The sequence below is a fragment of the Micromonospora sp. NBC_01739 genome (genome assembly GCF_035920385.1).
In the GTDB taxonomy this organism is placed as follows: Bacteria; Actinomycetota; Actinomycetes; order Mycobacteriales; family Micromonosporaceae; genus Micromonospora.
Window position 1 is genome coordinate 3,959,044 of the sequence record NZ_CP109151.1, and the last position, 19,123, is coordinate 3,978,166.

Genomic DNA, 19,123 nt, shown 5'->3' on the forward strand with positions numbered 1-19,123 from the left:
GCCTATCGGGGTCGGCGCAGGCACCGGCCAGGGGATCCGGCTCAGCCCAGCTGCGCCACCAGGTCCTCGACCGTGTCGACCGGCCGTTGGCAGACGAAACCCCGGCAGACGTACGCCGCCGGCCGGCCGTCGAGCAACCCCCGGTCGGCCAGCAGGGGTACGCCGACCTGGTCCGGATGTCCGGCCACGATCACCGCACCGGGCGGGGCGTGCCGGTGGGCCGCCGCGACCAGGGGGTCACCGGCGGGATCGGCGGTGACCACGGCGATCTCGTACGGCCCGGAGAGCAGCGCCTCCCCCACGGCCGCCGCGTACCCGGTGAAGCGTGGGTGCCGCCCGACGATCGGCGCGATGGTGGACAGGGCCGCCTCGGCGGCCTCCCGGTAGCGGGTCTGCCCGGTCAACGCCGAGTAGGCCACCAGGGCGGCGGCGATCGCGGAACGTCCCGAGGGGGTGGCGTTGTCGGTCGGGTCGGCGGGGCGGGCCACGAGTTGTTCGGCGTCGTCCGCGGTGTCGTAGAAGGCCCCGTCGGGGGCGGCGAAGTGGGCCAGCGCGGCGTCCAGCAGTTGCCCGGCCCAGTCCAGCCAGCGTCCTTCGCCGGTGACCTGATGCATGGCGCAGAACGCCTCGGCCACGCAGCCGTAGTCCTCCAGCACCCCGGCCGGTTCCCCGACCTGACCGTCGCGGGAGGCGCGCCGCAGCCGCCCGTCCACCAGATGCACCCGGGCCAGGTACTCCGCGGTGTCGCGCATCGCGCCGTCGGCGACGATGGTGACCCCCTCCAGCAGGTTGGCCTCCCCCTCGGTGCCGATCCGGCCGGAGGTCTCCATCAGCCGGACGAACTCGGCCAGGGCGGTGACGGCCAGGCCGTTCCAGGCGGCCACCACCTTGTCGTCACGGGCCGGCTGGGGGCGGGTGTCCCGGGCGGCCAGCAGCCGGCGTACGACCTCCTGCCAGCGCTGCCGCACGGCCGGGTCGGCGTCGTCCACGTCGCGGGCCAGCTTGAGCACGCTCATGCCGTGTTCGAAGGTGCCGGCCTCGGTGACGCCGAACAGGTCGGCGGCCCAGCGGCCGTCCTCCTCCCCCAGCACCTCGATCAGCTGGGCCGGGGTCCAGGCGTAGGTGAGACCCTCCACTCCCTCGGTGTCGGCGTCCAGTGCGGAGGCGAACCCCTGGCCGGGTCGGTGCAGCTCGTCGGCGAGGAAGCGGGCGATGTCCCGGGCCACCCGCAGCGCCAGCGCATCGCCGGTGAGCCGCCACAGGTGGGTGTAGACCCGCAGCAGCAGGGCGTTGTCGTAGAGCATCTTCTCGAAGTGCGGCACGGTCCAGTGTGCGTCCACGGAGTACCGGGCGAAGCCACCGGCGAGCTGGTCGTGGATGCCGCCCCGGGCCATCGCCTCGCAGGTGTGCTGGACCATTTCCAGGCTCTGCGGCGAGGCGGTGCGCTGGTGGTGGCGGAGCAGGAAGAGCAGGTTCAGGTGCGGCGGGAACTTGGGTGCCCCGCCGAATCCGCCGTTGGTCTCGTCGTACTCGTTGGCCAGTTGCTTGGCGGCGGCGTCGAGCAGGTCGGCGGTGAGCGGGGCGGTGGGACCACCGACGGCCTGGGCTCCGCCGATCGCCTCCACCACCGCGGCCCCCTGCCGCAGTACGGCCTCACGCTGGTCCTGCCAGGCGGTGCTGACCGACTGGAGCAGGCGGATGAAGTTCGCCCGGGGGAAGTACGTCCCGCAGTAGAACGGGGTGCCGTCCGGCGTAGCGAAGACCGTCATCGGCCAGCCACCCTGGCCGGTCATCGCCTGGGTGGCGGTCATGTAGACCGCGTCGACGTCGGGCCGCTCCTCCCGATCCACCTTGATCGACACGAACCCCTCGTTCAGCAGCCGACCGACGCCCTCGTTCTCGAACGACTCGTGCGCCATCACATGACACCAGTGACACGCGGAGTAACCAACCGAGATCAGCACCGGCACGTCCCGCCGCCGAGCCTCGGCGAACGCCTCCTCACACCAAGGCCACCAGTCCACCGGATTGTCCGCATGCTGAAGCAGATACGGACTGGTGGCCCCCACGAGTCGATTCACCCCCCGACCCTACCCACCCCCACCCCCACCCACCCCCCTCACGGCGTTGATCATGAGGTTGACGGCACTTGTTGATCTCCACAGTGCCGCCAACCTCATGATCAACGGGGTAAGGCGGGGCGGGTTAGGAGGCGTCGTCGGCGCGGAGGGGGAGGACGTTGGTGGGGGGCTTGCGGGACAGGGAGCCCAGGACGGCGGCGATCTTGTCGGCGGGCATGGGCTTGAAGAAGTGGTAGCCCTGGGCTGCGGTGCAGCCCAGCTCGGTGAGGGCGGAGCGCTGGGCGGCAGTCTCCACGCCCTCGGCCACCACCCGTAGGCCCAGCTCGTGGGCCATCCCGACGGTGAGGCGCACGATGGCGGCCGCCTCGGGTGACTCCCCCATCCGCAGCACGAACGAGCGGTCCACCTTGAGTTCGTCCACGGCCACCCGGGCGAGGAAGCTGAGGGAGGAGAAACCGGTGCCGAAGTCGTCGACCGCCAGTTGCACACCCATCGACCGCAGGGCGGTGAGCACCTGGTCGATGACCTCCAGCTCGCTCATCACCACCGTCTCGGTGATCTCCAGGACCAGCCGGTCCGCCGGCACCTGATGCCTACGCAGCGCCTCGGCGATCTCGGTGGGCAACCGAGAGTCCAGCAGGCTGCGGGCGGAGAGGTTGACCGAGATGGGGATGTCCAGACCCTCGCGGGCCCAGCTGGCGGCCACCGTCAAGGCCTTGTCCAGCACGTACCGGGTGAAGCAGCCCAGCTGGTCGCTGTTCTCCACCGCCCGGATGAAGTCGGCGGGGCTGAGCAGGCCCCGGCGCGGATGCCGCCAGCGGATCAACGCCTCCACCCCGGTCGGCGCACCGGTGGTCAGGTCCACCGCGGGCTGCAACACCAGCACCAGTTGGTCGTCGGCCTGCAAAGCCTCCCGCAGCTCCGCCAGCAGGGCCAGTTGGTCCGTGCTGGCCGCGTCCCGCGCGCTGTCGTAGGTGGCCACACTGCCGCCGCCGGACTTGGCCTGGTACATGGCGATGTCGGCGCGGCGCAGCAGCTCGGTCAGGTCGGCGGTGCCGGCCGTGGCCACCACCACACCGACGGACACCTCCACGGACATCCGTACCCCGGCCACCTCGGCCGGAGCGGCCAGCCGGTCGGCCACCTCCCGCGCCTGACGCAGGGCGTACGCCATCGGGGCGCTGTGGTCCCCGAGCACCGGTACCGAGGTCAGCAGCAGCGCGAACTCGTCTCCGCCGAGGCGGGCCAGCAGGTCACCGGGGCGGGCCAGGCCGCTGAGCCGGTCGGCGGTCAGCCGCAGCAACTGGTCGCCGGCGGCGTGCCCCAGGGTGTCGTTGACCTCCTTGAACTGGTCCACGTCGAGCAGCAGCAGGGCTACCGGACGGTCGTGCGCGAGTCGCCGCAGCGCCTGGTCGCCCTGGCTGAGCAGGGCCGCCCGGTTGACCAGCCCGGTCAGCGGGTCGTGCACCGCCTCGTACGACGAACGGGCGGTGACCAGTCGCAGCTCCCGGTAGGTCGCCGCGTCGTGCAGAGCCCCGGCCAGGGCATCGGCGTAGGCGGCCAGGGCGTCGCGCTCCCGCCCGGTGGAGGGGGCCGTTCGCGGCAGCCGCACCCGCAGCCGCCCCACCCGGGTGTCCCCGACCGACAGGTCACGGACCAGTTCCTCCGAGTCGGATCCGCCCTCGGCCGGTGGGGGTATCTCCCGGTCTACGAGCTGCCCGCTGGGATCGCCCCGGTAGCGCCACCACCGGCCGTCTGCCCCGGCCACCTCCACGTCCACGATCTCCGCCTCGAACAGGGTCAGCGCGCCGGTGACCCCGGCCACCGCGACCCCCCGCTCGTCGAGTTGGTTGAGCGCGGAGGTGGCCTCGGCCAAGGACCGCCAGGTCCGCCGCTCGCGCGCGTCGCGCAGTCGCTGCCGGTAGGTCTGCTGAAGCAGCCACAGCAGCAGGGGCAGCAGCAACAGCCACCGCAGGTCGATCTCGATGAGCACCACGACGAGTACGCCGACCACGAGGTTGCCGACGAACATCAGCAGCTTGCCGCGCAGCGCCGCGAGCAGCGGGCGGCCGATCGGCATCCCGTGGCGTACCGACAGCATGACCCCGCCCAGCGCGGCGGCCGCCAGCAGATAGGTGACCGCCCCGGCGGTGACGGTGAGCGCCAGGGCCGGTGTCAGGGGGGCCAGCAGCGGCTGACCTAGGGCGGTGGTGACCGCGACCGCCAGCGCCACCGCGGCGGTCTGGGCCCCGGCGATGCGGGCTACCTCCCAGGTCGTCCGCCCCTCATCCACGATCGACATGGCCGTCCAGGCCAGGGACACCCCCAGCATGGCCGCGGCGGGCAGCCAACCGGGCGGCACCAGACAGAGGCAGATGATCAGTGCCGCCTCGGCCCAGGTCACGCTGACCATGCCGGCGGCGGCTCGGAACCGCAGCCGGGCCAACTGGGACAGGGCGAAGGCGGCCACCGCGATGCCGAAGCGGACCGGCCCGCCGAGCGGGTCGTCGACCGGCAGCGGGGCCGGAAGGCTGAGCCCGACCACCGCGGCGATCAGGGCGGTGCACAGGACGGCGGCGGTGAGCAGATGCAGTCCGAGGGGCGTCCCACGGCCTGGGTGCCGGTCAAGGGGATGACCGGCCCTGCCGGAGGTCACCGACCTCCTCCTGCCAGCCGACGACAGGGTACGTGAGGGGTCGACATCATCGTGATGGTCATCGACGCCCCCTTCCGCGCAGCATGGGGACTTCTGGTCCCCCCGGCGGAAGGCTAAGCCAAAGCCGGTGGTCGCAACAGGGGGCGACCATCCGGTTGGACGTGAATCATGCCCCGGTCACCCGTCCCGGTGCTGCTGGTGCCGGTTGGCGGTGTCCGTGGATGAATCCGCCGTGACGGTCCCATCTGTCGGATCACTGACCCTCGCGCCCTCGGCTGCCGCAGGGGTGTTGGGCTGCTGGGCAGGAAATTTGTCCGGCAGCCGGCGCAGCCGGGAGTTCATGTTGCGGATCAACAGCACGGTCGCGGTGCCCAGCACCAGGATGAGGAACAGGCCCATCGGCCCGGCCAGGCCACCGGTCCGAGTGTCCCCGAAGTTGTTCTGCGCGAGCACCTGGACGGCGGTCAGCATGGATTTCCTCCGAAATGCGGTGTCCGACCAGGGTAACCGGCCGCCGGATCAGCGGGCATGCGCCGTCTGCCGGATGCCCGCGAAGAGGTCCGACTCGGGCAGCGGGCTGTCGACCAGGGACCGGGCCAGTTCGAAGTCCTCCGTCGGCCAGGCGCGTCGCTGCAGTTCCATCGGCACCTGGAACCAGAAACCGTCCGGGTCGACCTGGGTGGCGTGGGCCCGCAGGGCGTCATCCCGGACCGGGAAGTACTCGGCGCAGTCCACCCGGGTGGTGATCCGGGGACCCTTGTCGGGGCGGTCCTCCCAGCGGGTCAGCCACTCCTCGTACGGGGACTCGGCTCCGGTGGCCAGGATCGCCTCGTGCAGCGCCAGGATCTTGCCCTTGGAGAACCCGATGTCGTAGTAGAGCTTCAGGGGCTGCCACGGCTCACCCAGCTCGGGATAGCGCTCCGCGTCGCCGGCCGCCTCGAAGGCCGCCACGCTGATCTTGTGGCACATGATGTGGTCGGGGTGCGGGTAGCCGCCGTCCTCGTCGTAGGTGGTGACGACGTGGGGCCGGAACTGACGCATCAGGCGTACCAGTGGGGCGGCGGCCACCTCGACGTCCTGGAGGGCGAAGCAGCCCTCGGGCAGCGGGGGCAGGGGGTCGCCCTCGGGCAGGCCCGAGTCGACGAAGCCCAGCCAGGCCTGTTCGACCCCGAGGATGGCGCGAGCCGCGTCCATCTCGGCTCGCCGGATGTCGGCGATGTTGGCCCACACCTCCGGCCGGTCCAGCTTGGGGTTGAGCACACTGCCGCGCTCCCCGCCGGTACACGTCACGACAAGCACGTCCACACCCTCGGCGACGTACTTCGCCATGGTGGCGGCGCCCTTGCTCGACTCGTCGTCGGGATGTGCGTGGACGGCCATGAGTCGAAGTTGCTCTGCCAACGTCGGCGCTCCTCGTCTCTGCCCAGCGGTTGACCCCCGGGGCCATCGTGGCCTGCCGGATTTCCTGCCCGGCGCGGTACCGCACCGCGCCGGCCTGTCATATTTGACACCAGCCATCATTGGCGCCGGGCAGCGAGAGACCGAGCATCCCAGAGGACCGGGCGCCCAACGGTGTGGGTACCCGCACCACCGAGTCGGGCAGGAAGGACGGACCTCCGCCATTCTTGCCCATACCGCCGACACAAACGCCAGGAGATACCCGCCGGTGACCGAGACGCACGCCACAATTCCACCGGGCGCGCCGGTGTTCCCCCCCGGCCGGTACGGACGCCGCCGGGAGCCCCGCCGCCGCCGGCCCCTGCTGACCGCGCTGCTGCTGGTCGTCCTGGTGGCCGCCCTCACCGCGGTCTCCGTCCGGCTCTACCGGCAGTACGGTGACCCCGCCTACGGCGCCCAGGTGATCACCTACACGGACATCACGGACAGGCAGGTGGTCATCGACTTCCGGGTGAACCTGCCGGAGGGCGGGTCAGCGGTGTGCCTGCTGCGGGCCCGGGACAACGCCGGTGCCGAGGTGGCCCGGGAGGAGGTCCCGGTCAGCGCGGCCCAGGGGGAACGACAGGTCACCGTTCGGCATCGACTGGCCACCAGCGCACGCCCCTTCATCGGCGAGGTCGTCCGCTGCCGACCCCCGGCCTGAGGCCGCGCTGCCTCCGGGTCTGAGCCCGCTGTCCCCCGGGTCTGGGACCGCCGGCCGCTCGGTGGGTGGCCGCCGGCCCCGCCCGGCGGACGTGATCACCGACACTCCTTGTCGTACGACACTGGTAACTTAAAGGTTCACCTGTCAGCCAGCACGCACAACCGAGGAGGACCGCCTGTGTCCAATGGCAACGAGGCGCCCGCCACCTGGCTGTCCCAGGACGCGTACGACCGCCTGAAGGCCGAGCTCGACGAGTTGATCGCCAACCGGCCGATCATCGCCGCCGAGATCAACGCCCGGCGTGAGGAAGGCGACCTGCGCGAGAACGGCGGCTACCACGCCGCCCGTGAGGAGCAGGGCAAGGCCGAGGGGCGCATCCTCTACCTGAAGGAACTGCTCCGCACGGCCCAGGTCGGTGAGGCGCCGACCGCCGACGCCGTGGCGCCCGGGATGGTCGTGACGATCTACTTCGACGACGACGCCGATGACACGGAGACATTCCTGCTCGGCTCACGCGAGATCGCCTCGACCACCGACCTCACGGTCTACAGCCCGGAGTCGGCGCTCGGCCAGGCGATCCTGGGCGGTAAGGCCGGCCAGACCTGCACCTACACCGCACCCAGCGGTGCGGACATCAAGGTGACCGTGGTCAGCTTCGAGCCGTTCTCCGGCTGACTCAGCCGCCCGCGCCAGCTAGACGCCAGCCGACGCTGACTCGGCGGCCCGCGCTGGCTTGGCGGCGGCTGGCGCCGTGACCGATGGCATCCACGCCCGGAGGCCTGACACCGGTAGGTGTCAGGCCTCCGGGGCCATGGTCACCTGATAGCCGCTGGCCCGCAGGGCACTGATCAGGGTGTCGGAGTGCTCGACCCCCCGGGTCTCCACCGACAACGCCACCTCGACCTCGCCGAGACCCAGGTGCGGGTGGGCCCGCTGGTGGACCACGTCGACCACGTTGGCCCGGTGCTCGGCGATCTCACTGAGCAGCGAAGCCAGTTGCCCCGGCCGGTCCGAGCAGCGCACCGTGATCCGCAGATAACGGCCGGCTGCCGCCAGGCCGTGCTCGATGACCCGCAGCATCAGCAGCGGATCGATGTTGCCCCCGGAGAGCACGGCCACCACCGGGGCCTGCACCTGGACGACGCCCGCCAGCAGGGCGGCCACCCCCACCGCGCCGGCCGGTTCCACCACCTGCTTGCCGCGCTCCAGCAGCATCAGCAGCGCCCGGGAGATGTCCTCCTCGGTCACGGTGACGACCTCGTCGACCAACTTGCGTACGTGGGCAAAGGTGATCTCGCCGGGCCGGCCCACCGCGATGCCGTCGGCGATGGTGGCGAAGGTGGGCAGGCGGACCGGCTCGCCGGCCAGCAGGGACGGCGGGAAGGCCGCGGCTCCGGCCGCCTGCACCCCGATCACCCGTACCTGCGGGCGGAGCGCCTTGGCCGCCACCGCCATGCCGGAGATCAATCCACCGCCGCCGATCCCGGTGACGATCGTCTCCACCTCGGGGCACTGTTCCAGGATCTCCAGGGCCACCGTGCCCTGTCCGGCGATGACGTCCGGGTGGTCGAACGGATGGATCAGCACCGCCCCGGTTCGTTCGGCGTACGCCTGCGCAGCGACCAGGGACTCGTCGACGTTGGCCCCGGCCAGTTCGACCCGGGCGCCGTACCCTTTGGTGGCGGCGACCTTCGGCAGCGGCGCGTTCACCGGCATGAAGACCGTGGCCTGGGTGCCGACCAGCCCGGCGGCCAGGGCCACCCCCTGGGCGTGGTTGCCGGCGCTGGCCGCTACCACCCCCCGGGCCCGCTCCTGCGCGGACAGCCGCGAGATCCGCACATAGGCCCCCCGGACCTTGTACGACCCGGCCCGTTGCAGGTTCTCGCACTTCAGCCAGGTCGGCCCGCCGAGCGCGGCGCTCAGCGGACGGGACGGCTCCAGCGGGGTGGTGCGGGTGACCCCGGCGATCAGTTCCCGCGCGGCCCGCACATCGTCCAGGGTGACCAGTTCCGTCATGCCCCTGATCGTGCCACCCGCCGTACCGGATGCCGGGATCGACTGGCGCGTGATCGACTCCGTTACGCCGTAGTGGCGGTATGCCACCGCCCCGCACCCCGCCATTGCGCCGAAACGGCGGCGCCAGGACCCACCCGCAACCCGCGCTATGCGCTGGCCGCGGCACCCGTCCCGACCCGGGGGTACCCGGGGGCGTGCCGGGGCCAGGGGGCCTCCATCTCGAACTGGCCGGCGACCCCTAGCAGGAGCAGCTCCGAGCCGGGGGGGCCGACCAGCTGCACGGCCAGCGGCAACCCGTCCGGACGGCGTCCCACCGGCACCACCAGGGCGGGGAGGCCGGCGACGTTCCAGGGCGCGGCGTACGGGGCGTACCGGATGCTGGTCAGCATGTTGGTCTGCCAGGAGCGGGCCGACCAGCTGGTGGCCGGCGGCGGCGCGGCGGCCAGGGCCGGGGTGAGCAGCAGGTCCACGGAGTGGTCGGTGAAGAAGCCGATGGAGCGTTCCCGCCAGGCCGTCCGGTCGGCCTCCCGGACGTACCCCCGCCGCCAGGCCCACTCGCCGAGGGCTACATGCCGGCGGCTGCGGGGTTGCAGGCTGCGCCGGTCGACTGCGGCGGCCCGCACGTCCGCGGCGGCCGCGGCGAACCAGGTGGCGATGCCCTGCAACCCCAGGGCGGTCGGATAGACCGGGTCGGCGGGGAGGGTGTCGTGACCGGCGGCGGCCAGCAGCCGCCCGGCGGCGGCGACCGCCTCCCGGTTCGGGGCGTCGGGCGAGACACCCCGCACCGGTGAGCGCAGCGAGACACCGACCCGCAGCCGCTGCGGTGGCACCAGCTTCTGCTGGGCGCGTCCGGCCAGCACCTGGAAGCCGACCGCCGCGTCGGCGACCGTGGTGCTGAGCATGCCGTGCTCGGTCAGCCCGAACCAGTCCTCCGCACCGAGTTGGCAGGGCACCACCCCACGGCCGGGCTTCAGGCCGACCAGACCACAGCAGGCCGCCGGGATCCGGATGGAGCCGAGCCCGTCGTTGCCGTGGGCGATCGGCACCAGCCCAGCCGCCACAGCCGCCGCCGCGCCACCGGAGGAGCCGCCGGGGGTACGGGCCAGGTCCCAGGGGTTGCGGGTGACCGCGCTGTCGTCGTCGGTCACCGCCCACAGGCCCAGCTCGGGCATCCGGGTCACCCCGAGGATCACCGCCCCGGCGCCACGTAGCCGGCGCACCACCTCGTGGTCGGCCTCGGCGACGGCGGTACGCACCGCGGCGGAGCCGTTCCAGGTGGGCATCCCGGCCACCGGGGTGTTCTCCTTGACCGCCACCGGCACCCCGGCCAGCGGCAGGTTGGCCAGGTCCTCCTGCTCGTCGACCTTCTCCGCCTCGGTGACCGCCTCCCCGCCGCGCACGGTACGGAACGCGGCGAGGTCGGTGTCGGCCTTGGCGATGTGGTCCAGGTGGTCGGCCAGGACCTGGGTGGCCGAGACATCTCCCCGGCGTACCCCCCGGGCGATCTGTTTGGCGGTCGCCCCCACCCAGGTCGGCATGATGTCCTGCACGGCCACCCTCCCCAGCCAGCGGTCAGCCCAGCGCCTGCTCCAGATCGGCGAGCAGGTCTTCGACCGTCTCGATGCCGACAGACAGTCGCACGAGATCGCCGGGAACTTCAAGCGGCGAGCCCGCAGCACTCGCGTGTGTCATCCGGCCCGGGTGCTCGATCAGGGATTCCACCCCGCCGAGGGACTCGGCGAGCACGAAAAGCTTCGCCCGGTTGCAGATCTCGACGGCGTGCTCCTCGCCCCCGGCGGCCCGGAAGGAGATCATTCCGCCGAACCGGCGCATCTGCTTGGCCGCCACCTCGTGGCCGGGGTGGCTGGGCAGCCCCGGGTAGAGCACCTGGGCGACCTTGGCGTGCCCCTCCAGGTACCCGGCGATCCGCTCGGCGTTGTCGCAGTGCCGATCCATCCGTACGCCCAGGGTCTTGATTCCGCGCAGGGTCAGCCAGGCGTCGAAGGGGCCGTTGACCGCACCCATCGCGTTCTGGTGGTAGCGCAGTTCCTCCCCGAGGGCGGGGTCGGCCGCGACCAGGGCGCCTCCGACCACATCGGAGTGTCCGCCGATGTACTTGGTGGTGGAGTGCACCACCACGTCGGCGCCGAGGGCGATCGGCTGTTGCAGGTACGGCGAGGCGAAGGTGTTGTCGACCACCAGCAGCGCCCCGGCGTCGTGCGCCACCCCGGCGAGGGTGGCGATGTCGGCGATGCCGAGCAGCGGGTTGGTCGGGGTCTCCAACCAGACGATCTTGGTGCTGCCGGGCCGGATCGCGGCCCGCACGGCGTCCGGGTCGGAGACCTTGGCCGGGGTGTACGACAGCCCCCACCGCTGCGCCACCTTGGCGAACAGCCGGTAGGTGCCACCGTAGGCGTCGTCCGGGATGACCACGTGGTCACCGGGGACACAGACGGTACGCAGCAGGGCGTCCTCGGCGGCCAGGCCGCTGGCGAAGGCCAGCCCGACCGGCCCGCCCTCCAGGGCGGCCAGGCACTCCTGCAGGGCATCACGGGTCGGGTTGCCGGAACGGCTGTATTCGTAGCCCTGCCGGGGCGCTCCGACGGCGTCCTGGGCGTAGGTGCTGGTCTGGTAGATCGGTGGGATCACCGCGCCGGTGCGGGCCTCGGGGTCCTGGCCGGCGTGGATGGCGAGCGTGTCAAAACCGTGACTCATGCCCGGAACGTTAGTCCTCCAGTCCGTCCCAACGGACGGAACCTGTCACCCGGGCGGTCATATCGATCATGGTGGGGCTTTGTCACCATGCGGGGAACCCGCCGACGGGATCTTGCCCGGCCGGCGACCGTACCCCGAGGAGAGCCCGTGGCCCGTGTCCTGCGCCGCCGTTTCCTGGCTGCGGCGGCCGTCTGTGTCCTGACCACGGCCGGTGGGCTGCTGGCACCGCCGGGTCCGGCGTTCGCGGCCGGGAAGTTCGCCCCGGCTCCGGGGGCCGCGGTGGCCGACAGCTGGATAGTGGTGCTGCGGGGCGACGCCACCCGGGATGTCGACGGCAGCGCCCGTTCGCTGCTGCGCCGGCACCCCGGCGCGCTGGCCGCCAGTTACCGGTCCGCGTTGCCGGGTTTCACGGCACGGATGTCCACCGCGGACGCCCGTCGGCTCAGCCAGGAGCCGCAGGTGGCGTACGTGGCCCAGGACGCCTTGCTGCTCCCGCAGGCCACCCAGACCAACCCGCCCTGGCACCTGGACGCCCTGGACCAGCACGGTGGGGCCTTCGACGGCTCGTACGCCTACGACACCACCGGCCAGGGGGTGCACGTCTACGTCATGGACAGCGGGATGCGGCACACCCACACGGACTTCGGCGGCCGGGCCACCGGGGACGTCAACTTCGTGCCGCAGGGCATCGACCAGTGGGGCACCGGCGACTGCTCCGGGCACGGCACCCAGGTGGCCGGCCTGATCGGCGGCACCGTGCACGGGGTGGCCAAGGGGGTGCGCCTGCACACCGTCCGGGTGGGTGGCTGCACCCCCGGGCAGGTCTCCTGGGCCATCTCCGCACTCGACTGGATCGTCACCAACGCGGTCCGGCCGGCGGTGGTGAACATGAGCCTGGCGACGACCGCGAACCAGGCCCTCGACGACGCCGTCAACGCGGTGCTCACCGCCGGCATCCCGGTGGTCGCCTCCGCCGGTAACCACGGACAGAACGCCTGCGGCTACTCCCCCGCCCGAGTGCCGGACGTGATCACCGTGGGTATGGTGCACGCCCTGCGGGACCGGCTGCCCAACTCGAACTTCGGCCCGTGCGTGGACCTGTTCTCCTTCGGCGAGCAGGTCCGCACCGTCACCGCGGCCAGCGACACCTCCACCACCACCGGTTTCGGCGGCACCTCGGCGGCGGCGCCCCTCGTCACCGGGGCGGTGGCCCGCTACCTGCAACGCTTCCCCACCGCCTCGCCCCGGACCGTCGCCGCGCGGCTGGCCGACGAGGCCACCCGGGACCGGATCACCGACCCGGCCGGCTCGCCCAACCTGGTGCTGTACGTCGACCCGGGCGGGCCGGGCAACGACGGTTTCTCGGGACGGTACGCCGACGTCAACGGCGACGGCCGCGACGACATCGTCAGCTTCACCCGGGGCGTCCAGCCCGAGGTGCATGTGGCACTGTCCAACGGTGCCAGCTTCGGCGCGGCCACCCGCTGGCACACCTGGTTCGCCGCCGGGCAGGAGTTCCCGATGCTCGCCGACGTCAACGGCGACGGCCGCGACGATCTGATCACCTTCACCCGGGGCACCGCGGCGGACGTCTATGTCGCCCTCTCCACCGGCGCCTCCTTCGGGCCCTCCCAGCTCTGGCACACCTGGTTCGCCGCCTTCAAGGAGACCCCGGTGGCCGGTGACTTCAACGGTGACGGGCGGGCCGACATCGCGACCTTCGTCCGGGAGAACGTCCGGGACGTCTATGTCGCCCTCTCCAACGGCACCCAGTTCGTCGGCACCAGCGTGCGCTGGCACGACAACTTCGTCGGGGACGACGACGTCCCGCTGGTCGGGGACGTCAACGGGGACGGCCGGGACGACATCATCGCGGTCGACCGGTTCACCGGTACGGCGGCGAGCGTCGGCCTCTCCACCGGCAGCGGTTTCGTGCTGGCGTACCAGTGGCTCGACTACTTCCTCAACCTCGGCAGCAGCGAGGTGCCGCTGGTCGGCGACTTCGACGGCGACGGACGCGATGACCTGGCCGCGGTCAACCTCAACGGGCAGTACGCCGACGTGGCCCTCTCCGCCGGCAACCACTTCCTGCCGCGTACCCGCTGGGCCTGGACCCTCCCGGGCGGCGGCGCGATCCCGGGGGCCGGCGACTTCACCGGCGACGGGCGGGCCGACCTGGTCGCCTTCAGCCGGGGGGCGATGGCCCACGTGCACGTGGTCCGGTCGCACAACGGGGGCTACTTCACCGACCTGCGCCGCTGGCACGACAACTTCGCCGGGGGCACCGCCATCCCGATGCCCGCCAGCCTGTGGTGAGCCACGGGACCGGAGAGTTGCCCTAGCCTGGGGCGATGGCGGGCTGCGTGTTCTGCGGGATCGTGGCGGGCGAGGTGCCGGCCTTCCGGGTCGTGGACGAGCCGGCCGGGATGGCCTTCCTGGACACCCGGCCGGTGTTCAAGGGGCATGTGCTGGTGGTGCCCCGTACCCACCTGGTAGCCCTGGCCGACCTGCCGCCGGAGTCACTGCCCGACTACTTCGGGCTGGTCCAGCGGCTGGCCGTCGCGGTCGAGGCCGGGCTGGGTGCGGGCGGCACCTTCGTGGCGATGAACAACAGGGTGTCCCAGTCCGTGCCGCACCTGCACACCCACGTGGTGCCCCGGACCAAGGGTGACGGCCTGCGCGGCTTCTTCTGGCCGCGTACCCGCTACGCCGACGACACCGAGGCCACCTCGTACGCCGACCGGATCCACGCCGCCCTGCCCTGACATCCCCGACCTCGTACCCGAAATTGTTCGTTCAGGTTCTTTTCCCGCTACCGAACAAATTCGATTTTGTTCGGTACAGTTAAATCCGCCCTGACGAACAAAATCTTGGAGTCACCGTGCCAGGCCCAGGACGCCCGAGCCGTGCTGAGGTTCACCGCCGGATGGAAGAGGCGGTCCAGGAGCTACGGGACCAGTTCGGCGGCCTTCCCCGCCCCGGCGAGGCTGCCGACATCTGGTCCGACATCTGGCACCAGGAGGCCCACAACAGCACCGCGATCGAGGGCAACACCCTGATCCTGCACGAGGTCGAGAAGCTCCTCGACGAAGGCCGGGCGATCGGCGCCAAACCGCTGCGCGACTACATGGAGGTCCAGGGGTACGCGGAGGCCGCTAAGTGGGTCTACGGCCAGGCGCTGGAGCCTGGCGACTGGCAGGACGGCTCCCTCGTGTCGATGCAGGAGATCCGACACATCCACTACCTGGCCATGACCCCGGTATGGACCGTGGCACCGCATCCACACGCCCTCGACGCCGAGGCCCCAGGCAACTTCCGGCAGCACGAAATCGCCAGATTCCCTGGCGGCATGAAGCCCCCGCCCTGGCCCGAGGTGGATTCCCTCCTCCGAAGCTGGGTGGACACCACCGAAACACTGCGCACCGACAGCGAGGTGCCACTCGCGGAACGCTTGGGCGTGATTCATCACCGCTTCGAGGTCATTCATCCGTTCCTGGACGGCAACGGCCGCGCGGGACGGCTGGTCCTGAGCCTTCTGCTCGGCCGGCTCGGCTATCCACCGGCCATCATCTACAAGCGCGACCGCAGCCGGTACCTGACTGCCTTGCAGCGAGCCGACCAGGGTGACCCGGGCGCCCTGGGGGAGTTGATCGCCCGCAGCGTCACCGGGAACATCCACCGCTTCCTGATACCAGCCGCCGCGGATTCGGCACACCTCGTGCCACTGCCGGCTCTCGCCACCAGTGAACTGTCGGAAGCCGCCCTTCGGGTTGCGGCGAGCCGTGGACGCCTGCGGGCGGTCAAGGGGGACGACGGTGCCTGGCGGAGCAGCCGGAGCTGGGTGCAGGAGTACGCGCGGACCCGGTGGCGGCGGGGGCGGGCCTGACCGTTGGCGGGGCGGGTAAGGAAGTGGGGTCCGCCGGTGTTGCAGGCGGGGAAGGTACGAAAGGAGTTCCACCGTGTTCCTCCGCCGCATGAAGGCCGAGATGATCTCCCCCGACCAGGCCCTGCCCGGCCGTCTGATCGCGATGCCGGTCGCCGACCGGCACGAGGTGCTCGGCACCCCGCTGAAGGGTCCGTTCCCCGAGGGTTTGCAGGTCGCGGTGTTCGGGATGGGGTGTTTCTGGGGCGCCGAGAGGTTGTTCTGGTCCCTGCCGGGCGTTTACACCACCTCGGTCGGTTACGCGGGGGGCTACACCCCGAATCCGACCTACGAGGAGGTCTGCTCCGGGATGACCGGGCACGCCGAGGTGGTCCAGGTGGTCTACGACCCGGCCCGGATCAGTTTCGAGGACCTGCTCAAGGTCTTCTGGGAGAACCACGATCCCACCCAGGGGATGCGCCAGGGCAACGATGTGGGCACCCAGTACCGCTCGACCATCTACGCCACCAATGACGACCAGTTGGCGACCGCCCAGACCTCCCGGGACGCCTTCGCCCCGATCGTGGCCCGCGCCGGCAAGGGTGAGATCACCACGGAGATCGGACGGCTCGGTGACTACTACCTGGCCGAGGATTACCACCAACAGTATTTGGCTCCGACCAAGAACCCGAACGGTTATTGCAACCATGGCCCCAATGGCATGACTTGTCCGGTTGGTGTAGCCAAGACGGCCTAGAACCGCAGGCCATCGGGCTTACGGCCCGGTGGCCTGCGCCGCCAACCCTCAAGATCTGTACAGACTTCGCGCCAGTGACTGCCTATACTTCGAGCATGACTGTCGTGCCGTTCACCGACGCCCGCAACCGCCTCTCGGAACTCATCGACGAGGTGACCTCGACCCACGAGCGGATAGAGATCACCAAGCACGGCCACGCCGCCGCGGTGCTCATCTCCGCCGACGATCTCGCGGCATTGGAGGAGACTCTGGAAGTCCTATCCAGCGCCGAGGCCATGCGGCAACTTGCCGAATCCAAGGCGGCCGTCGAGGCCGGTGACGTCCTCGACGCCGACGAACTCGCGGCGCTGATGGCAAAGCGGTCGAAGCAGGCACGGTGACTGGCGCTGCCCCCGACCGCTACCGACTTCAGGTCACCGGCCCGGCCGCACGCGCCTTGGCCGGACGGCTGCCAGAGAAAATCGCCGCCGCGGTCTACGAGTTCATCACCACCGCTCTCCTCGACAACCCGCATCGCGTCGGCAAACGGCTGCTTCTGCCGCCGTTCGAGGGGACTTGGTCGGCCAGGCGCGGCACGTACCGCGTTCTCTACGAAATCGACGAGGACTACCGCCTCGTGACCGTGACGGCCATCGAGTACCGCGCCGACGCCTACCGGTCGCGTTGACTCAAAGGCGCGCGAATCAGTAGATCACTGTTCGTCAGGGTCCCCGAAGCGCACTGAGCGCGTCTCGCGACCTACGGGAGGGGACCGTGGCGTCACGATCCCCTCCCGCCACCACGAACGGTGCGTACCCGCGGTCGACCGTGTCGACGGCCAGGTCCGAGAAGACCAGCGAGAGGTTGTGGCCATGTCGTCGAATGCGGCCTGAATCTCGTCGATGTCCACGCCCGCATCATCGCAACGGTCCTGAACGAGGCCGTGGGAGCCCTCGCTGGCGAACCGGGCCCCGCTGATCTTTGGGGCGTTCGTCACAGGGCCCGGCCCCTCCCGACTGGGACATCCGGGCACGATTCGGCAGAGGGCCCCCAGGCCTCGAACATGAGGCAGCCAGGGTTACGCGGGGCGCGGATTCTAGCAAGTCTGTTACATGACTGTCATTGTCTCAACAGGCAGACTGCAACATCCTCTGGCAGCATGTTTTGACATGTGCGGACTGGCTGGGGAATTCCGAACGGACGCGACGCGCGCCGATGTCGTCGCGGTGGAGCGGATGGCCGCCACGATGTGCGACCGCGGGCCCGACGGCAGCGGAGTGTGGTCCAACGGCCCGGTCGCGCTCGGTCATCGACGCCTGAAGATCATCGACCTGTCGGCGGCCAGCGGCCAACCCATCGTGGACTCGGCCACCGGGCTGTCGGCCGTCTTCAACGGCTGCATCTACAACTACCGTGAGCTGCGCGCCGAACTGTCGGCCAAGGGCCACCGGTTCTTCTCGACCGGGGACAGCGAGGTAGTGGTCAAGGCGTACGCCGAGTGGGGGCTCGACTTCGTCGACCACCTGATCGGGATGTTCGCCGTGGCGATCACCGAGCGGGACAGCGGGCGCCTGGTGCTGGCCCGGGACCGGCTCGGCATCAAGCCGCTCTACCTGGCCGAATCCTCCGGGGTGGTGCGGTTCGCCAGCACCCTGCCGGCCCTGCTGGCCGGCGGCGACGTGGACACCACGATCGATTCGGTGGCCCTGGCCCACTATCTCAGCTTCCACAGCATCGTGCCGCCGCCGCGCACCATCCTGCGCGGGGTCCGCAAGCTGCCCCCGGCCACCGTCCGGGTGTACGAGCCCGACGGCCGCAGCCACGAGCGGGTCTACTGGAGCCCGCCCTTCCTGCGTCGGGCCGAGCATGCCGACTGGTCCGAGAAGGACTGGCAGGACGCCCTGCTCGAATCCCTGACCACGGCCGTACGCCGCCGGATGGTGGCCGACGTGCCGGTAGGTGTGCTGCTCTCCGGTGGTCTGGACTCCAGCCTGGTGGTGGCGCTGCTGGCCGGTGAGGGGCAGCGGGGCCTGTCCACCTTCTCCATCGGCTTCGACGCGGTCGGGGGTCGGGAGGGCGACGAGTTCCGCTACTCCGACATCGTCGCCAAGACCTTCGACACCGACCACCACCAGATCCGGGTGGCCGCCCGGGATCTGGTGCCGCCCCTGGAGGCCGCCGTCGCGGCGATGGGCGAACCGATGGTCAGCCACGACTGTGTGGCCTTCTACCTGCTCAGTCAGGAGGTGTCCCGGCACGTCAAGGTGGTGCAGTCCGGCCAGGGCGCCGACGAGATCCTCGGGGGCTACCACTGGTATCCGCCGCTGGCGCGGGTCGACCGCGAGCAGGCCCTCGACACGTACGCCCGGGCGTTTTTCGACCGCGACGCGGCCGGACTGGCCCAGGTGCTCAACCCCGACTGGCTGGCCGAGGGGGACCCGGCGCGGGAGTTCGTCGCCGTGCACCTGTCCGCCCCCGGCGCGCAGACCGCCGTCGACGCCGGTCTGCGCATCGACACCCAGATCATGCTGACCGATGACCCGGTCAAGCGGGTCGACAACATGACCATGGCGCACGGGCTGGAGGCCCGGGTGCCCTTCCTGGATCACGAGTTCGTGGAACTGGCCGCCGCCTGCCCGCCCGAGCTGAAGCTCGCCCAGGGCGGCAAGGGGGTCCTCAAGGAGATCGGCCGCCGGGTGCTGCCGCACGAGGTGATCGACCGGCCTAAGGGGTACTTCCCGGTGCCGGGGCTGACCCACCTGGAGGGCAAGCTCCTGGACCGGGTGCGGGACGCCCTGTACGCGCCCGAGGCCCGCCGCCGCGACCTGTTCCGCACCGATTACGTCAACGCCCTGCTCGACGCCCCAAACGCCGAACTGACCCCGTTGAACGGAAACAAGCTGTGGCAACTCGGACTCCTGGAAATGTGGCTCCAGAGCCACGGAATCGACTGACC

The 19,123-nt window shown here is 71.0% G+C and carries 17 protein-coding genes; 9 read left to right on the plus strand and 8 right to left on the minus strand.

The features are described from left to right. Positions 1-41: 41 nt before the first annotated feature. The 4 genes from OIE53_RS17765 to mca form a co-directional block, all read right to left on the minus strand. A complete protein-coding gene (locus OIE53_RS17765) occupies positions 42-2,081 on the minus strand; it encodes a thioredoxin domain-containing protein (RefSeq protein ID WP_327022660.1) in 2,040 nt (679 codons plus the stop codon). A 124-nt stretch (positions 2,082-2,205) separates the two neighbouring features. After that, positions 2,206-4,737 carry a putative bifunctional diguanylate cyclase/phosphodiesterase gene (locus OIE53_RS17770; protein ID WP_393337548.1) on the minus strand — a complete coding sequence of 844 codons (2,532 nt, stop codon included), beginning with the start codon at positions 4,735-4,737 and terminating at the stop codon, positions 2,206-2,208. Between the two features lie 177 nt (positions 4,738-4,914). Continuing rightward, positions 4,915-5,208: a hypothetical protein gene (locus tag OIE53_RS17775; RefSeq protein ID WP_327022661.1), complete on the minus strand. Its 294-nt coding sequence runs from the start codon at positions 5,206-5,208 to the stop codon at positions 4,915-4,917. A gap of 48 nt (positions 5,209-5,256) precedes the next feature. After that, a complete protein-coding gene (mca, locus tag OIE53_RS17780) occupies positions 5,257-6,138 on the minus strand; it encodes a mycothiol conjugate amidase Mca (RefSeq protein ID WP_327022662.1) in 882 nt (293 codons plus the stop codon). A 265-nt stretch (positions 6,139-6,403) separates the two neighbouring features. Here mca and OIE53_RS17785 point away from each other — a divergent pair, with 265 nt between their 5' ends. Then, positions 6,404-6,838, plus strand: a complete 435-nt coding sequence (locus OIE53_RS17785) for a DUF4307 domain-containing protein (RefSeq protein ID WP_327022663.1) — start codon at positions 6,404-6,406, stop codon at positions 6,836-6,838. Positions 6,839-7,015: 177 nt separating this feature from the next. Next, on the plus strand, positions 7,016-7,513 hold the full coding sequence (greA, locus tag OIE53_RS17790) for a transcription elongation factor GreA (protein ID WP_327022664.1): 498 nt from the start codon (positions 7,016-7,018) through the stop codon (positions 7,511-7,513). Between the two features lie 120 nt (positions 7,514-7,633). On the opposite strand, the gene ilvA is transcribed toward greA, so the two are convergent. From ilvA to OIE53_RS17805, 3 genes are all read right to left on the minus strand, one after another. Next, on the minus strand, positions 7,634-8,854 hold the full coding sequence (ilvA, locus tag OIE53_RS17795; protein ID WP_327022665.1) for a threonine ammonia-lyase: 1,221 nt from the start codon (positions 8,852-8,854) through the stop codon (positions 7,634-7,636). Positions 8,855-9,000: 146 nt separating this feature from the next. Beyond that, on the minus strand, positions 9,001-10,410 hold the full coding sequence (locus OIE53_RS17800; protein ID WP_327022666.1) for an amidase: 1,410 nt from the start codon (positions 10,408-10,410) through the stop codon (positions 9,001-9,003). A gap of 16 nt (positions 10,411-10,426) precedes the next feature. Beyond that, on the minus strand, positions 10,427-11,569 hold the full coding sequence (locus OIE53_RS17805; RefSeq protein ID WP_327022667.1) for a cystathionine gamma-synthase: 1,143 nt from the start codon (positions 11,567-11,569) through the stop codon (positions 10,427-10,429). Between the two features lie 147 nt (positions 11,570-11,716). Between OIE53_RS17805 and OIE53_RS17810 the strand changes: the two genes are divergently transcribed. From OIE53_RS17810 to OIE53_RS17835, 6 genes are all read left to right on the plus strand, one after another. Beyond that, positions 11,717-13,885: a S8 family serine peptidase gene (locus OIE53_RS17810; RefSeq protein ID WP_327022668.1), complete on the plus strand. Its 2,169-nt coding sequence runs from the start codon at positions 11,717-11,719 to the stop codon at positions 13,883-13,885. 35 nt (positions 13,886-13,920) lie between these two features. Beyond that, on the plus strand, positions 13,921-14,334 hold the full coding sequence (locus OIE53_RS17815) for an HIT family protein (protein ID WP_327022669.1): 414 nt from the start codon (positions 13,921-13,923) through the stop codon (positions 14,332-14,334). Positions 14,335-14,495: 161 nt separating this feature from the next. Continuing rightward, entirely contained in the window at positions 14,496-15,455 is a 960-nt protein-coding gene (locus OIE53_RS17820; RefSeq protein ID WP_327022671.1) for a Fic family protein, read from the plus strand. A 73-nt stretch (positions 15,456-15,528) separates the two neighbouring features. Next, the gene (msrA, locus tag OIE53_RS17825; protein WP_327022672.1) at positions 15,529-16,188 is read left to right on the plus strand and encodes a peptide-methionine (S)-S-oxide reductase MsrA; all 660 of its coding nucleotides are present in this window, start codon (positions 15,529-15,531) and stop codon (positions 16,186-16,188) included. 95 nt (positions 16,189-16,283) lie between these two features. Further along, entirely contained in the window at positions 16,284-16,568 is a 285-nt protein-coding gene (locus tag OIE53_RS17830; protein WP_107260578.1) for a type II toxin-antitoxin system Phd/YefM family antitoxin, read from the plus strand. Then, positions 16,565-16,855, plus strand: coding sequence for a type II toxin-antitoxin system RelE family toxin (locus tag OIE53_RS17835; protein ID WP_327022673.1), 291 nt, complete (start codon positions 16,565-16,567; stop codon positions 16,853-16,855). Before OIE53_RS17830 ends, OIE53_RS17835 begins: the two co-directional genes overlap by 4 nt. A gap of 34 nt (positions 16,856-16,889) precedes the next feature. On the opposite strand, the gene OIE53_RS28495 is transcribed toward OIE53_RS17835, so the two are convergent. Next, positions 16,890-17,051 (minus strand): hypothetical protein, encoded by a 162-nt coding sequence (locus tag OIE53_RS28495; RefSeq protein ID WP_442791402.1) that lies wholly within the window; start codon positions 17,049-17,051, stop codon positions 16,890-16,892. A gap of 285 nt (positions 17,052-17,336) precedes the next feature. On the opposite strand from OIE53_RS28495, the gene OIE53_RS17840 reads away from it, so the two are divergent. Next, a complete protein-coding gene (locus OIE53_RS17840) occupies positions 17,337-19,121 on the plus strand; it encodes an N-acetylglutaminylglutamine amidotransferase (RefSeq protein ID WP_327022674.1) in 1,785 nt (594 codons plus the stop codon). Positions 19,122-19,123: the final 2 nt, after the last annotated feature.

Excerpts from the sequence above, each read along its gene's own strand:
- OIE53_RS17815 (WP_327022669.1), top strand. The coding sequence starts at position 13,921 with ATGGCGGGCTGCGTGTTCTGCGGGATCGTGGCGGGCGAGGTGCCGGCC.
- OIE53_RS17830 (WP_107260578.1), top strand. The coding sequence starts at position 16,284 with ATGACTGTCGTGCCGTTCACCGACGCCCGCAACCGCCTCTCGGAACTC.
- OIE53_RS17840 (WP_327022674.1), top strand. The coding sequence starts at position 17,337 with ATGTGCGGACTGGCTGGGGAATTCCGAACGGACGCGACGCGCGCCGAT.
- OIE53_RS17805 (WP_327022667.1), bottom strand. The coding sequence starts at position 11,569 with ATGAGTCACGGTTTTGACACGCTCGCCATCCACGCCGGCCAGGACCCC.
- OIE53_RS17775 (WP_327022661.1), bottom strand. The coding sequence starts at position 5,208 with ATGCTGACCGCCGTCCAGGTGCTCGCGCAGAACAACTTCGGGGACACT.
- OIE53_RS17820 (WP_327022671.1), top strand. The coding sequence starts at position 14,496 with ATGGAAGAGGCGGTCCAGGAGCTACGGGACCAGTTCGGCGGCCTTCCC.
- ilvA (WP_327022665.1), bottom strand. The coding sequence starts at position 8,854 with ATGACGGAACTGGTCACCCTGGACGATGTGCGGGCCGCGCGGGAACTG.